At 72.5% G+C, this 13,196-nt stretch carries 11 protein-coding genes; 6 read left to right on the forward strand and 5 right to left on the reverse strand.

The window, feature by feature from the left end; genetic code table 11:
- Positions 1–313: 313 nt before the first annotated feature.
- Together ACFSKW_RS02750 and ACFSKW_RS02755 are read right to left on the reverse strand one after the other, a co-directional pair.
- A complete protein-coding gene (locus ACFSKW_RS02750) occupies positions 314–1,723 on the reverse strand; it encodes a hypothetical protein (protein ID WP_379568726.1) in 1,410 nt (469 codons plus the stop codon).
- Between the two features lie 146 nt (positions 1,724–1,869).
- The gene (locus ACFSKW_RS02755) at positions 1,870–2,691 is read right to left on the reverse strand and encodes a class I SAM-dependent methyltransferase (protein ID WP_379568728.1); all 822 of its coding nucleotides are present in this window, start codon (positions 2,689–2,691) and stop codon (positions 1,870–1,872) included.
- A gap of 56 nt (positions 2,692–2,747) precedes the next feature.
- On the opposite strand from ACFSKW_RS02755, the gene ACFSKW_RS02760 reads away from it, so the two are divergent.
- Positions 2,748–3,299, forward strand: coding sequence for a DUF4291 domain-containing protein (locus ACFSKW_RS02760; protein ID WP_379568730.1), 552 nt, complete (start codon positions 2,748–2,750; stop codon positions 3,297–3,299).
- On the opposite strand, the gene ACFSKW_RS02765 is transcribed toward ACFSKW_RS02760, so the two are convergent.
- Positions 3,277–4,431 (reverse strand): acyl-CoA dehydrogenase family protein, encoded by a 1,155-nt coding sequence (locus tag ACFSKW_RS02765; RefSeq protein ID WP_379568732.1) that lies wholly within the window; start codon positions 4,429–4,431, stop codon positions 3,277–3,279. The two genes, ACFSKW_RS02760 and ACFSKW_RS02765, sit on opposite strands and share 23 nt — an antisense overlap.
- Positions 4,432–4,614: 183 nt before the next feature.
- A complete protein-coding gene (locus ACFSKW_RS02770; protein ID WP_379568733.1) occupies positions 4,615–5,724 on the reverse strand; it encodes a M24 family metallopeptidase in 1,110 nt (369 codons plus the stop codon).
- Between the two features lie 146 nt (positions 5,725–5,870).
- Here ACFSKW_RS02770 and ACFSKW_RS02775 point away from each other — a divergent pair, with 146 nt between their 5' ends.
- The 5 genes from ACFSKW_RS02775 (at position 5,871) to ACFSKW_RS02795 (ending at position 11,937) form a co-directional block, all read left to right on the forward strand.
- The gene (locus ACFSKW_RS02775) at positions 5,871–7,142 is read left to right on the forward strand and encodes a PP2C family protein-serine/threonine phosphatase (protein WP_379568735.1); all 1,272 of its coding nucleotides are present in this window, start codon (positions 5,871–5,873) and stop codon (positions 7,140–7,142) included.
- Between the two features lie 60 nt (positions 7,143–7,202).
- Entirely contained in the window at positions 7,203–8,096 is an 894-nt protein-coding gene (locus tag ACFSKW_RS02780) for a 5'-3' exonuclease (protein ID WP_379569181.1), read from the forward strand.
- 133 nt (positions 8,097–8,229) lie between these two features.
- Positions 8,230–8,754 carry a (2Fe-2S)-binding protein gene (locus ACFSKW_RS02785; RefSeq protein WP_379568737.1) on the forward strand — a complete coding sequence of 175 codons (525 nt, stop codon included), beginning with the start codon at positions 8,230–8,232 and terminating at the stop codon, positions 8,752–8,754.
- Positions 8,747–9,736: an FAD binding domain-containing protein gene (locus tag ACFSKW_RS02790; RefSeq protein ID WP_379568739.1), complete on the forward strand. Its 990-nt coding sequence runs from the start codon at positions 8,747–8,749 to the stop codon at positions 9,734–9,736. Before ACFSKW_RS02785 ends, ACFSKW_RS02790 begins: the two co-directional genes overlap by 8 nt.
- Positions 9,733–11,937, forward strand: coding sequence for a xanthine dehydrogenase family protein molybdopterin-binding subunit (locus ACFSKW_RS02795; protein WP_379568741.1), 2,205 nt, complete (start codon positions 9,733–9,735; stop codon positions 11,935–11,937). The genes ACFSKW_RS02790 and ACFSKW_RS02795 overlap by 4 nt, the downstream gene beginning before the upstream one ends.
- Positions 11,938–12,025: 88 nt before the next feature.
- On the opposite strand, the gene ACFSKW_RS02800 is transcribed toward ACFSKW_RS02795, so the two are convergent.
- Positions 12,026–13,042, reverse strand: a complete 1,017-nt coding sequence (locus ACFSKW_RS02800; RefSeq protein ID WP_379568743.1) for a LacI family DNA-binding transcriptional regulator — start codon at positions 13,040–13,042, stop codon at positions 12,026–12,028.
- Between the last annotated feature and the right edge of the window lie 154 nt (positions 13,043–13,196).

A 13,196-nucleotide genomic window follows, 5' to 3' on the forward strand; every position in this document is an offset into this window, starting at 1 on the left:
CCCGCATCGAAGGAGGCCCGGCCGAGCGACGCCTTCCACGTGGTGTGTCCCTCCCTGCCGGGCTACGGCTTCAGCGACAAGCCGCGCCACCGCGGCTGGGGCGTCTCGCGAGCAGTCCACCAGGCCGCAGACCGTCGCCCCGGACCGGCGCCTCGGCCGCCCGGCTCTACTGGGAGAGCTTCAAGCAGGTCCAGCGCCGGTTCGCGGGCGCGAACACCGACGTGGTGACGGTTCCGACCGGCTGCTCGATCTTTCCCGAGGAGAACCCCAGGCCCTCGCTTCGGTGAGCGGGCAGGCGGTTCATCGACATCCGTCACCGGAACGAGCTCGACAGGGGCGGGCACTTCGCCGCGTTCGAGCAGCCGGAGCTGTCGGAGGTCCGTGCGTTCTTCGGGCTGGTCCGCTGACGCGTGGGTCCCGCCATGGCCAGCCCCGCCGACAGGCAGGTCAGCGGGATGGCCGGGACGACGTAGCGGACGTCGAACCCGACCAGGAACGGCGGGGCCAGGATCAGCGCGGTGGCGGCCAGGCCAGGGAGCAGGGCCTCGGGGCGCCGCCGTACAGACGCCACGACGAGGGCGCCCCCGAGCAGCGCGACCAGCAGCGGGTAGGGCAGGTATCCGAAGCGCTGGTAGGCGCGCAGCCAGCCCGCGTAGGGCTCGACCGGCCGCGTCGCCGCAGGGCCGCCCTCGTACGCCTCCGCCGCCGCCCTGGCCGACCGCTTCAGCGGCCGCCGCTCGAAGGGGAACCAGTAGGGGTTCGTCTTCGTCGTACGCGACGACCTGGCCGTGGTGCGCTCCCAACGCAGCAGCCAGCGCAGGTCACCGCCGACGGCGGCCAGGTAGTCGCCGGGCTGGGCGAGGATGGCGGCGCGGGCGAACCGCCCCGCCAGCGCGTTCTTGTCGCGCGGCACCCTGGCAAGCGGTGACCATCGCCCCCACAGCCAGTGGGCGGGCGAGGGTCGCCCGGCCACCGCCGTCGCGGGACACAGCGGCGCCAGCCGCGGCTCCGGCCGTATCGCCGAGCAGTCGGCGAAGGTCATCGTGCGCGACCAGAGGAACAGCCCGTCGGCTCGGGTCAGGCCGAACGTGCCGCTCGTGCCGTACATCCAGGTGGCGTACGCCACCAGGGGCAGCGCACCCGCGAGCACCAGCCCGGCCAGGGCCCGCCATCCGGTACGGCGCAGCAGCAGGTGAGCGGCGGCCAGCATGAGCACGGCCACGCCGACGGTCCTGGTGATCGCCGCCAGCCCGAGCAGCGCCCCGCCGACGCCCGCCGCCGGCGGAGTGACGTCCTGGCGTGACAGCATCAGAACCCCCGCCGCGACCAGCACGGTGAACAGCGCGTCGGCCATGATCATGTGCTCGAGGAGGATCAGGAACTCGTCGTACAGCAGGGGCACGGTGACGGCCGTCGCGCCCCAGCCCGGCAGGCCGCGCCGCCGCAGCACCGCGTACACCGCGACCGCCAGGCCCAGCCCGAGAAGGTGCTGGACCGCGGTGACGAGGGCGAGGCTGTGGCCCGGTCGCAGGGCGGCGAGGAACAGGGAGTACCCGAGTGGCCGGAACGTTCCAGGGACGGGGTGGGCCGCCGCGTCGAGGTAGGAGAAGGAGTCCGCCCAGAACCAGAGCGTGGGCCGGTAGCCGAGCATCGCCAGCGCTCGCAGGACGACGGCGGGGACCAGCGCCGCCAGGAACGCGAGGTGCCCGTTTCCGGGCAGCACAAAGCCAGGTGATGGCAACCGCACGAGGAGACTCCTAGAAGAGGGCCGGCCGGGAGTCCCCGTGCCGACGTGGTCGTCTCCTTGGTGTCACCACTTGCCGAACAAAAGGTTCACCGCGGCTCGGCCCCAGGCGGAGCGCGGCGCCTCTAGAAGCGGAAACGCAGGATCTTCCCCACATCCCGTAGTCCGGGGATGCGCGCCAGCACCCACATCTGCGCCCGCGCCGCCGCCCGCAGCCGACCCAGCCCCGGCATGTCCACGCTCCGCAGCGCGTCCACGCACACCAGCCCGTCGTGCCACCCCTCGATCACCCGCGGGTCGTCCACCCCCCAGTACAGTCGCGCCCCCGCGTTCCGCACGGCCGGCACCAGCTTCTGCAGCCTGATCCCCATCGACCCGTACACGTCGAACAGCAGTTCCCCCGAGGGAAACCGCTCGGTGATCCGCTGGATGAGCCGCCGCCCGTCCTCCTGCCTCAGGTACATCGTCAGCCCCTCGAAGACCGCCACCGTCGGCCGGTCGGCGGGCACCTGCTCCAGCCACCCCTCCTCCGTCACCGACGCCGCGAGCTGCGTGTAGTCGCCGCCGGGAGTGGGCAGCAGCCGCTCGCGCAGCGAGATCACCTCAGGAAGGTCGACGTCCACCCACCTGACCGTGGCGGGCCTGGCGATCCGGTGCGCCCTGGTGTCGAGGCCGCACGCCAGATGCAGCACGGTCGCCGAGGCGTGGGCCGCAAGGAACTCCCCGAGCCAGTCGTCGAGCTGCCTGGCGCGCAGCGCGACGCCCGCGGCGGTGGTCGCGTTCATGCCGGTCCTGCGGAAGTCGTAGTCGATCCGGCGTGCCGCGACGACGGCCTGCTCGTCGCCCAGGATGGGGTCGCGGGAGCGGGCGTCGAGCGCCCTGCCGTACAGGGTGGCGAGCAGGGTCTCCTGGGCTCCTGTGAGGGTGATCCTCTCGCGGCGGTCCATGCTTGCGACGGTAATCCCGTTGCCGTGGATTGTGGGAGTTCGGCACGCTGATCGCCATGAACATCCCTTACCGGCAGATCCGAGCCGCTTACACCGAGGAGTCCATCACCGTCTACCAGGCCTACGACCCGGCCATCGCCGCTCCCGCGTTGGCGGCGCAACGGTTCGTCCCCCCGTTCAAGCGCGGGCGGATGACCTGGATCAAACCGTCGTTCCTGTGGATGATGTACCGCTGCGGCTACGCCACCAAGCAGGGCCAGGGCCGCGTGCTGGCCATCGAGCTCACCCGCGAGGGGTTCGAGTGGGCGCTGGCGCACTCCTGCCTGTCGGACAGGCGGGACATGCCGGTGCGCGTCCAGTGGGACCCCGAACGCGACCCGCGCCACAACGCGCTGCCGTACCGGTCGATCCAGATCGGCCTGTCGGGCGAGGCTGTCGACCGCTACGTCGGCGAGTGGACGCTGTCGATCACCGACCTGACCGAGCGGGTCCGCGGCCTGCACACGGCGCTGCGTGAAGGCCGGGACCTGACTCCTCTGCTTCCGGCCGAACGCCCCTACCCGATCGCGGAGGCGCTGGCCGAGGTCATCGGCGCGACTCGGGAGTGAGGGAGCGGCTGATGACCAGGCGCTGGATCTGGTTGGTGCCCTCCACGATCTGCAGGACCTTGGCCTCGCGCATGTGGCGCTCGACGGGGAAGTCCTCGACGTAGCCGTAGCCGCCGAGCACCTGCACCGCGTCCGTGGTCACCTTCATGCACGTGTCGGTGGCGAACAGCTTCGCCATGGCCGCCTTGGTCCCGTACGGCCTGCCCGCGTCGCGCAGGCGGGCGGCCTCCAGGTACAGCGCCCGGGCGGCGGCGATCTGGGTGGCCATGTCGGCCAGCATGAAGCCGATGCCCTGGAAGTCGATGATCCGCGAACCGAACTGGCGCCGCTCCCCCGCGTAGGCGGTGGCCGCGTCGAAGGCGGCCTGGGCCACGCCGACCGCGCACGCCGCGATGCCGAGCCGCCCGCCGTCGAGCGCGGCCATCGCGATGCGGAAGCCCTCGCCCTCGGCGCCGACCAGCGCCGACTGCGGCAGCCGTACCCCGTCGAAGCGGACCTGCGCCGTCGGAGAGGAGCGCATGCCCATCTTGTGCTCGGGCGCGCCGTAGGAGAGCCCCTCGAGCCCGGACGGCACGCGCAGGCAGGAGATGCCACGGGCGCCCTTGTCGCCGGTGCGCGCCATGAGCATGTAGAAGTCGGCGACGCCGCCGTGGGTGATCCACGCCTTGACGCCGTCGACGGTGTAGCCGTCCGGGCCGGGCACGGCGCGGGTGGTCAGCGCGGCCGCGTCGGAGCCCGACGAGGCCTCCGACAGGCAGTAGGCGCCCAGCAGTTCGCCGCCGACCATGTCGGGCAGCAGTTCCTCGCGCTGCTCCGGCGTGCCGAAGGACGCCAAGGGGAAGCACGACAGCGTGTGCACCGACACCCCGAGGCCGACGGCCAGCCATCCGGCCGCCAGTTCCTCGACCACCTGCAGATAGACCTCGTACGGCTGGTCGCCCCCGCCGTACTCCGAGGGGTACGGCAGGCCGAGCAGCCCGGTCGCGCCGAGGGTGGTGAACACCTCGCGGGGAAAGCGTCCCGCCGACTCGTCGGCGGCCGCGCGGGGCGCGATCTCCTTGGCGATCAGGTCTCGGGTCAGGTCGATCAGGTCGTGCGCCTCGGGGGTGGGCAGGGCACGCTCAACGGTCATCGCGACACGCTCCAGTAATGGGCTCGGGGTCTCCGATCCCCCGATTCTGTCATCGCGACCGGCAGGGGAAGCCGGTCGGGCGGACCCCGCGCCCGCCAGGGGTGGGAGGGAGCCGGGCCCGGCGCCGGCACGGGGAAGGCGACGGCGGCCCGGGCGCCCGCGGGCGCCCGGGCCGCCCGCCGGTCAGACGATCACAAGCTCGCGCGGGGTGTTGTTGAGCCGCTCCCCGCCGTCCTCGGAGCACACGACGATGTCCTCGATCCTGGCGCCGTGGCGTCCAGGCAGGTAGATGCCGGGCTCGACCGAGAACGCGAACCCGGCCTCCATCGGCTCGGTGTTGCCCGACACGATGTACGGCTCCTCGTGCGTCTCGATGCCGATCCCGTGCCCCGTCCTGTGGATGAAGTACTCCCCGTAGCCCGCGTCCTCGATCACCGACCTGGCCGCCGCGTCGATCGACTCGCAGGTCACGCCGGGCCGTACCGCGGCGCAGGCGGCGTCCTGCGCCTGCCGCAGCACCTCGTAGTAGGCGGCGAAGTCGGCGGGCGGCTCGCCCACGCAGTAGGTGCGGGTGGAGTCGGAGCAGTAGCCGTTGTGCAACTGGCCGCCGATGTCGACGACCACGGGCTCACCGGCCTGGATGACACGGTCGGAGACCTCGTGGTGCGGGCTGGCGCCGTTGGGCCCCGAGGCGACGATGACGAAGTCGACGGTGGAGTGCCCGGCGGCGAGGATCGCGTCGTGGATGTCCTTGCCGACCTCCCTCTCCGTACGGCCGGCCTTGAGGAACTGCGGCACCTGGCGGTGCACGGCGTCGATGGCCTCGCCGGCCTCGCGCAGCGCGGCCACCTCGGCGGCCGACTTGCGCATGCGCAGCTCGCGCAGCACCGTGCCGGCCAGCACCTGCTCGGTGGACGGCATGGCGGCGCGGAAGCGCAGCGAGGCCATGGCCCACATCCGGTCGGCCAGCCCCACCTTGGCGACCCTGCCGAGGCGCGAGGCGACGACGTCGTAGGGGTCGTCGGTCTCGTCCCATGCCACGAAGTCGAGGCCGAGGCGCGAGGCGGGCGAGGCCTGCGCCGCAGGAAGCTCCAGTCGTGGAACCATCATGAACGACTCGCCGCTCGCGGGCACCACCAGGCAGGTCAGCCGCTCCAGCGGGAGCGCCTCGTATCCGCTCACGTAACGCAGGTCGGGGCCTGGGGTCAGCAACAGCGCGTCGAGGCCGGCCTTGGCGGTGGCCTCCTGGGCGGCGGCGAGGCGGGACACGGGGTAAAGGTCTTGGGACGTCACGGAGGCCAATCTACCCTCGCCACATTCCATGAAAAGCTCTCACAACTCGCATGCCGTCGCTACACTCCGTTCCAGGACGATCACTTACCGTGGGGCAATTGTCCCGTTCCAGCCATTCGAGAAGTGAGCCCCTTATGGTCGGCGTCGTGGGCGGCCCTCAGCCGCCCCTCCCCTCCCCTGGCGACCGGCGGCCCGGCGGGCCGATGACGGCCGGCGAGCTCGTGCGCCAGCTCGCCGATCAGATCCAGCAGCGCGAGGCGGCCGACGCCCTCGCCGTCCAGCTCGCCCACGCCCAGCGCCTGGGCAACATGGGCTGGGCCGAGTGGAACCTGCGCACCGGCGCGGCCGCCTGGTCCGACCACGTCTACGTCATCTTCGGCAGGGACCCCGCCGAAGGGCCCATCAGCCTGCCCGACCTGGCCGCCTGCGTCGAACCCACCGACCTGGCCGCCCTCGACCAGTTGCTGTGGACGGTCGTGCAGGGCGTCGAGCCGGTCCAGGCCGAATTCAGGATCAGGCGCGGCGCCGAGATCCGCAACCTGCGCATGGTACTCGAACCGCTCATCGGCGCCGGCGGGCCCATCGGCGTCCACGGCGTCGTCCAGGACATCACGGGGCGGCGAAGGGCCGAGCGCATCATGACCGAGTCGCGCCGCCAGCTGCTCGAGGCCCGCGAGCGGGCCGCCGAGGAACGGCACGTGATGATCGCGATGCGCGAGGCGATCCTGCCCGAGCCTGTGGGCTGCCTCGACCTGCCGCAGGCGCGCGTGGCCGTCCGCTACGTGCCGGCCGGCAACTCCGCCAACCTGGGCGGCGACTGGTTCGAGGCGGCGGGGCTGCCGGACGGCCGGCTGCTGCTGGCCATCGGCGACGTCTCGGGGCACGGCCTGCCCGCCATCGCGCACATGGCCCAGCTCCGCCACGCGCTCATCGGGCTCACCATGACGGGGCAGCCCGCCGACCAGTTGCTCCAATGGCTCAACGAGCTGGTGCTGCACCGCCTGGTCGAGACGACGGCGACCGCGGTGATCGGCCACCTCGACACCGCCACCAACGTCTTCACCTGGGGTCAGGCCGGCCACCTCGCGCCGATCCTGGTGCGTGACGGCACGGCCAAGCAGCTCGATCCGCCGCACGGGGTGCTGCTGGGGGCGACCGGCGAGCAGCCGTACGAGCTGGCCAGCATCGAGCTGCGGCCGGACGACCTGCTGCTGCTGTTCACCGACGGGCTGGTGGAGCGGCGCACCCGCGACCTCGACGAGGGGCTGGCCCTGGCGGTGGCGGCGGCGCGCGAGCTGCCCGCCTACGACCTCGACGCGGGCCTCGACAGGCTGCTGGCCGGCATCGGCGGCTCCAACCCCGAGGACGACGCCTGCCTGCTCGCCGTCGGCATCGTGGGGCCGGGAATCCGCCAGTAGCCCCCGGGACGACGAGCGGCCACCGAAAGGACGCGGGAGTGCGACCATAGACGGGTGCTGATGCTTCTCGACACCCCGTCGCTCTACTTCAGGGCCTTCTACGGCATCCCGGAGTCGATGACGGCGCCCGACGGCATGCCCGTCAACGCCGTGCGCGGCCTCATCGACATGATCGCCACACTGGTCCGCAAGCACGCGCCCGCCGAGCTGGTCGCCACCATGGACGCCGACTGGCGGCCCGCCTTCAGGGTGGCCGCCATCCCCACCTACAAGGCGCACAGGGTGGCCTTCGGCGACACCGAGGAGGTGCCCGACACGCTGGTACCGCAGATCCCCGTGATCGAGCAGGTGCTCGACGCGATCGGCATCGCCAGGTTGCAGTCCGCGGGCTACGAGGCCGACGACGTCATCGGCACCCTCACCCACCGGGCGGGCGGCGCCGTCGACATCGTCACCGGCGACCGCGACCTGTTCCAGCTCGTCGACGACTCCCGCCCGGTCCGCGTCCTCTACACCGCCAGGGGCGTGCGCAACCTGCAGGTGGTCGACGAGGCGTTCGTCGCCGCCAAGTACGGCATCCCCGGCCGCGGCTACGCGGACTTCGCCACCCTGCGCGGCGACCCCAGCGACGGGCTGCCGGGCGTCGCGGGCGTCGGCGAGAAGACCGCGGCCTCGCTGATCACCCGGTTCGGCTCCCTCGAATCGATGCTGGCCGCGCTCGACGCGGGGCAGACCGACGGGTTCCCCGCAGGGTGCCGTACCAAGCTGGCGGCCGCCCGCGACTACCTCGACGTCGCCCCCGAGGTGGTCAAGGTCGCCGACTCCACGCCGCTGCCGGAGACCGACCTCGCCCTGCCGGCCAAGCCTCGCGACCCCGAGGCGCTGGTTCGGCTGGCCGACCGCTACGGGCTCGACGGGCCCCTCAACCGCCTGCTGGAGGCCCTGTCCCGGTGACGCGGGCCTGGCCGAGCACGGACGCTCTCGCCATCGATCACCACGAATCCGGACGAATCGGCGGCGTATAGTCGGTCGGAAGAGACCTCCCCCCGCGAGGCCGCGGCATGTGCCGCGCCGGAATCGAGGGGACATGGCTCACGACGGGGCTCATCCGCGACGACCCTCGGGGACGTCCGTGCCGCGGGTCGCGGTGACCTTGACCGTCAACGGCGTCGAGCACCGGCTCGACCTGGACTCCCGTGTCACCCTGCTGGACGCCCTGCGGGACGCGCTGGAGCTGACCGGCACCAAGAAGGGCTGCGACCAGGGCGCCTGCGGCGCCTGCACCGTGATCGCGGACGGCAGGCGGATCCTGTCCTGCCTCACGCTGGCCGCGCAGTGCGAAGGCCGGGCGATCACCACCATCGAAGGCCTCGGGGTCGAAGGCGCGCTCCATCCGGTGCAGGAGGCGTTCGTGCGCCACGACGCCTTCCAGTGCGGCTACTGCACCTCCGGTCAGATCATGTCGGCGGTGTGCCTGCTGACCGAGGAGCGCGCCGGGTCGGACGCGGACATCCGCGAGTTCATGAGCGGCAACCTGTGCCGGTGCGGCGCCTATCCCAACATCGTCGCGGCGATCCGCGAGGTCGCGGGGGCGGGTGGCGGCCATGCGTGAGTTCGAGTACGTCAGGGCGCGCGAGGTGGGCCAGGCCGTGGCGGCGGTGAGCGCCGATCCGGCCGCGTCCTATCTCGCCGGCGGCACGACCCAGCTGGACCTGATGAAGGACGGGGTCCTCGCGCCCCACCGGCTGATCGACATCACCCGGTTGCCGCTCGGCGGCATCACCCGCAGCGGGGACCTGCTGCGCGTGGGCGCGCTGACCACGATGGAGGAACTGACCGCCGACCCGACGGTGGCCGAGCGGCTGCCCTTCCTGCGCGAGTCTCTGCTGCTGAGCGCCTCCGTCCAACTGCGGAACATGGCGACCATCGGCGGGAACCTGCTGCAGCGCACCCGCTGCCGGTACTTCCGCGACCCCACCGTCCCCGCCTGCAACAAGCGGCGGCGCGGCACCGGATGCGCCGCGGTGGAGGGCGCGGCCCGGATGCACGCGATCCTGGGCGCGAGCGAGCACTGCATCGCCCTGCACGCCTCCGACATGGCGGTGCCGCTCGTGGCGCTGGACGCGGTGGTGCGCCTTCTTGGGGCGGACGGCGAGCGTTCTGTTCCGCTGACCGGGTTCTACCTGGTTCCAGGGGAGACGCCCGACGTGGAGAACGTGCTCGCCCAGGGCGAGCTGATCACCGCCGTGGAGATCCCGCTGCTCCCTGCGGGCACGCGCTCCACCTATCTCAAGATCCGTGACAGGGTCTCGTACGAGTTCGCGCTCACGTCCGCGGCCGTGGCCCTGCGGCTCGACGGCGACGTGATCGGCGAGGCACGCGTCGCCCTCGGCGGCGTCGCGACGATCCCGTGGCGCGTGCCCGAGGCCGAGGAGATCCTGCGGGGAGCGCCGGCTGACCTGCGGACCTTCACCGCGGCGGCCGAGGCGGCCGTCCGCGACCCGTTCACCGTGGAGGGCACCGCCTTCAAGGTCGAGCTGGCCGAGCGCACGCTGGTGCGCGCCCTGCGGACCGTTGCGGGAGGAGCGACATGACGACGCTCGAGCACGTCGAGCTGGTCGGCGAGGGAGTGGACCGGGTCGACGGCCCCCAGAAGGTGACCGGCGCGGCGCGCTATCCCAACGACTTCGGCTTCCCGAACCTGGCCCACGTGGCGCTCGTCCGCAGCACCATCGCCGCCGGGCGGATCAGCGGTCTCGACACGGGCGCGGCCGAGAGCGCGCCGGGCGTCCTGGCGGTCATCACGCACGAGAACGCGCCCCCGCTCGGGCGCGCACCCGACACGTTCCTCTCCGCCCCGCCGCCGCCGTTGCAGGACGACCGGATCCTTCACTACGGCCAGTACCTGGCCATGGTGGTGGCCGACACCGCCGAGCAGGCGACCGCCGCCGCCCGGCGGGTGCGGGTGGACTACGAGGCGGCCGAGCCGGTGACCGACATGCACGATCCGCGGGCGGAGCTGCTCACCGACCCTGGGGGCGTGGACAGCACGCGCGGCGACCCGGAGGCCGCCCTGGCCTCCGCCGAGGTGCGGTTCGAGGCGACCTACACCACCGCGCCCAACGCCAACAGCCCGATGGGCCTGTTCGCCACCGTCGCCGCCTGGGACGGCGACGCCCTCACCGTGCACGACGCCACCCAGTGGCCCGGCTATGTGCGCACGGCGCTCGCCCAGGTGTTCGCGGTCCCGGAAAGCGGCGTCCGGGTGCTGGCGCCGTTCGTCGGCGGCGGGTTCGGCGCCGGGCTGCGCGCCTGGCCGCACGTCGTGCTGGCGGCGCTGGCGGCGCGCATGGTGGGTCGTCCGGTCAAGCTCGTGCTGACCCGTCCGGAGATGTTCACCGGCATCGGTCACCGCACGTCCACGGAGCAGCGCATCAGGATGGGCGCCACCCGCGACGGGCGGCTGGTCGCCCTCGACCACGAGAGCACCACGACCCTGCAGATGGAAGGGAACAACATCGAAGCGTGCGCGGCGGGCACGGCCTCGGCGTACGCCTGCCCCAACGTCTCCACCAGGGACAGGCAGGTCCGGCTGAACGTCACCTGGTGCAACTCGATGCGCGCGCCCGGCGAGGCACAGGGGAACTTCGCGCTGGAGTCGGCCATGGACGAGCTGTCCTGCATCCTGGGCATCGATCCGCTCGAGCTGCGACTGCGTAACTACGCCGACAGGCACCCGCAGCTCGACCTGCCGTGGTCGAGCAAGGCGCTGCGCGAGTGCTACGAGGTCGGCGCCGAGCGCTTCGGGTGGTCACGCCGCCTTCCCGAGCCCGGCTCGATGCGCGACGGCGACTGGCTGGTCGGGTACGGCCTGGCCGGCGTCTCCTTCTTCTGGTACCAGGCGCCGTGCCAGGCCGGCGCGACCGTGCGCCGGGACGGGACCGCGCTGGTGCGCAGCGCGGTGACCGACATCGGGACCGGCACCTACACGGTGATGGCCCAACTGTCGGCCGAGCTCCTCGGGCTGGACCTGGAGCGCGTCACCTTCGAGCTCGGCGACAGCGACCTGCCGCCGGGGGCCCAGGCGGGCGGCTCAGGTCTCACCGCCGGCCTGGGCAGCGCGATCCACGCCGCCTGCCGCAACCTCGTGCGGGCCTTCCTGGACACGGTCCGCGACGATCCCACCTCACCGCTGGCGGGATGCACCGTCGACGAGGTCAGCGTCGGGCGCGGCCGGATCCACCGCACAGGATCGCCGGAGCGCGGCGAGTCCTACGCCGACATCCTTTCCGCGCACGGCCTGGCGGAGCTGACGGCCAACGGCGCCAGCACGCCTGCCGACTCCCAACAGCTCGGGCTGGCGCCCGCGGGCCCGTTCGGCGCGAGGTTCGTGGAGGTGCGGGTCGACCCAAGCCTCGGGCTGCTCAGGGTGGCCAGGATCGTCTCGGTGATCGACGCCGGACGGATCCTGAACGAGAAGACCGCGACCAGCCAGATCATCGGCGGCACGGTCGGCGGGATCGGCATGGCCATGTTCGAGGAGGTGGTCACCGACGCGGGGACCGGGCGCATCGCCAATGCCACTCTCGGCGACTATCTGATCCCGGTGAACGCCGACGTCCCCGAGATGGAGGTGATCTTCGTCGGTCGGCCCGACCGGTTCAACCCCATCGGGGTCAAGGGTGTCGGCGAGATCGGCCTGGTCGGCATCCCCGCCGCCATCGCCAACGGGGTCTATCACGCCACCGGCAGGCGGATCCGCTCGCTGCCGATCACGATCGACCAGCTCCTCTGACGATCCGGCCCTCGGCGGGGCCGGTCCTCGGCGGGGCCGGTCCTCGGCGGGGCCGGTCCTCGGTGGGGTCGGTCCTCGCTAAAGCGGTTCAGTTCCTCGCCGACGTGCTCTCTCGCACGGTCAGCCTGGGTGTGGGCGTCTTGACGTTCAGCGGGGCGGCCGGGTCGGCGATCGTCTCCAGCAGCGTCTGGGCCACCGTCCTGCCCAGCGCGAACGTGTCGCGCGAGAGCGCGGTGAGCGTGGGGTGCACGATCCTGGCCAGCACCGAGTCGTCGAACGCCACGATCGACAGCTCCCCCGGCACGGGGACGCGCATCTCGGCGGCGACGCCGAGCCCCGCCACGGCCATGACGTCGCTGTCGTAGACGATCGCCGTGGGTCGCTCGCGCCGCGACAGCAGCGCCCTGGTGGCCGCCGCGCCCTGCGCGTCGCTGAAGTCGGTCGGCACGGAGACGACCTCCTCCAGGCCGAGCCTGCGCGCCGAGTCGCGTAGCGCCCTGATCCGCCGCTGGGTGTGGCGGAAGGCGGGCAGCCCCGCCACGTGCGCGATCCTGGTGTGGCCGAGCGCGGCCAGATAGTCGGCGATCGACAGCATCGCCTCCCTGTCGTCGGCCCACACGCACGACAGGGATCCGTGGGGGCCGGGACCGCCGAGCACCACGGCCGGCACGCCCAGTCCGTCGAGCACCTCGACACGCGGGTCGCGTACCTGCAGGTCGACCAGGATGAACCCGTCGACGCGCCCCTCCGAGGCCCACCGCCGGTAGATCTCGATCTCGGCCTGGGTGTCCTCCACGACCAGCAGGTGCAGCGCCACCGCGCCCGCCGACAGTCCCGCCTGCAGGCCCGACAGCAGGTGCGCGAAGAAGGGCTCCACCCCGATGGTCCTGGCCGGCCTGGCGATGACCAGGCCCGCCGCCTCGGCCCGAGCCCCGCCGAGCGCCCTGGCGGCGCTGTGCGGGCGCCAGTTCATCTCCTCGGCCACGCGCAGGATGCGCGCCCTGGTCTCCTCGCTGACGCCTGGCCTGCCGTTGAGCGCGAAGGAGACCGCGCCCTTGGACACCCCCACCCTGCGGGCGATGTCGGCAATCGTCGGTCGCCCCACGGCTCCCCTTCCTCTCGCCGGGAGTCTAGCGAGAGAAGGGGCCGCAGACTCTGGAACGGTTTAGCGACCGCGTCCGGGATGGGAGCGGTCGCGGGGGCTCGGGCCGTTCTGCCCCGCCCAGCCCGCCCGGTCCCGGACCCTGCCTCGAGGATGC

The organism is Nonomuraea mangrovi (assembly GCF_042681425.1).
In the GTDB taxonomy this organism is placed as follows: Bacteria; Actinomycetota; Actinomycetes; order Streptosporangiales; family Streptosporangiaceae; genus Nonomuraea; species Nonomuraea mangrovi.

What these genes read in the sequence shown, in the direction of transcription:
- ACFSKW_RS02790 (WP_379568739.1), top strand. Translation starts at nt 8,747, where the DNA reads ATGCGTGAGTTCGAGTACGTCAGGGCGCGCGAGGTGGGCCAGGCCGTG.
- ACFSKW_RS02765 (WP_379568732.1), bottom strand. Translation starts at nt 4,431, where the DNA reads ATGACCGTTGAGCGTGCCCTGCCCACCCCCGAGGCGCACGACCTGATC.
- ACFSKW_RS02780 (WP_379569181.1), top strand. Translation starts at nt 7,203, where the DNA reads ATGCTTCTCGACACCCCGTCGCTCTACTTCAGGGCCTTCTACGGCATC.
- ACFSKW_RS02760 (WP_379568730.1), top strand. Translation starts at nt 2,748, where the DNA reads ATGAACATCCCTTACCGGCAGATCCGAGCCGCTTACACCGAGGAGTCC.
- ACFSKW_RS02795 (WP_379568741.1), top strand. Translation starts at nt 9,733, where the DNA reads ATGACGACGCTCGAGCACGTCGAGCTGGTCGGCGAGGGAGTGGACCGG.
- ACFSKW_RS02785 (WP_379568737.1), top strand. Translation starts at nt 8,230, where the DNA reads ATGGCTCACGACGGGGCTCATCCGCGACGACCCTCGGGGACGTCCGTG.
- ACFSKW_RS02755 (WP_379568728.1), bottom strand. Translation starts at nt 2,691, where the DNA reads ATGGACCGCCGCGAGAGGATCACCCTCACAGGAGCCCAGGAGACCCTG.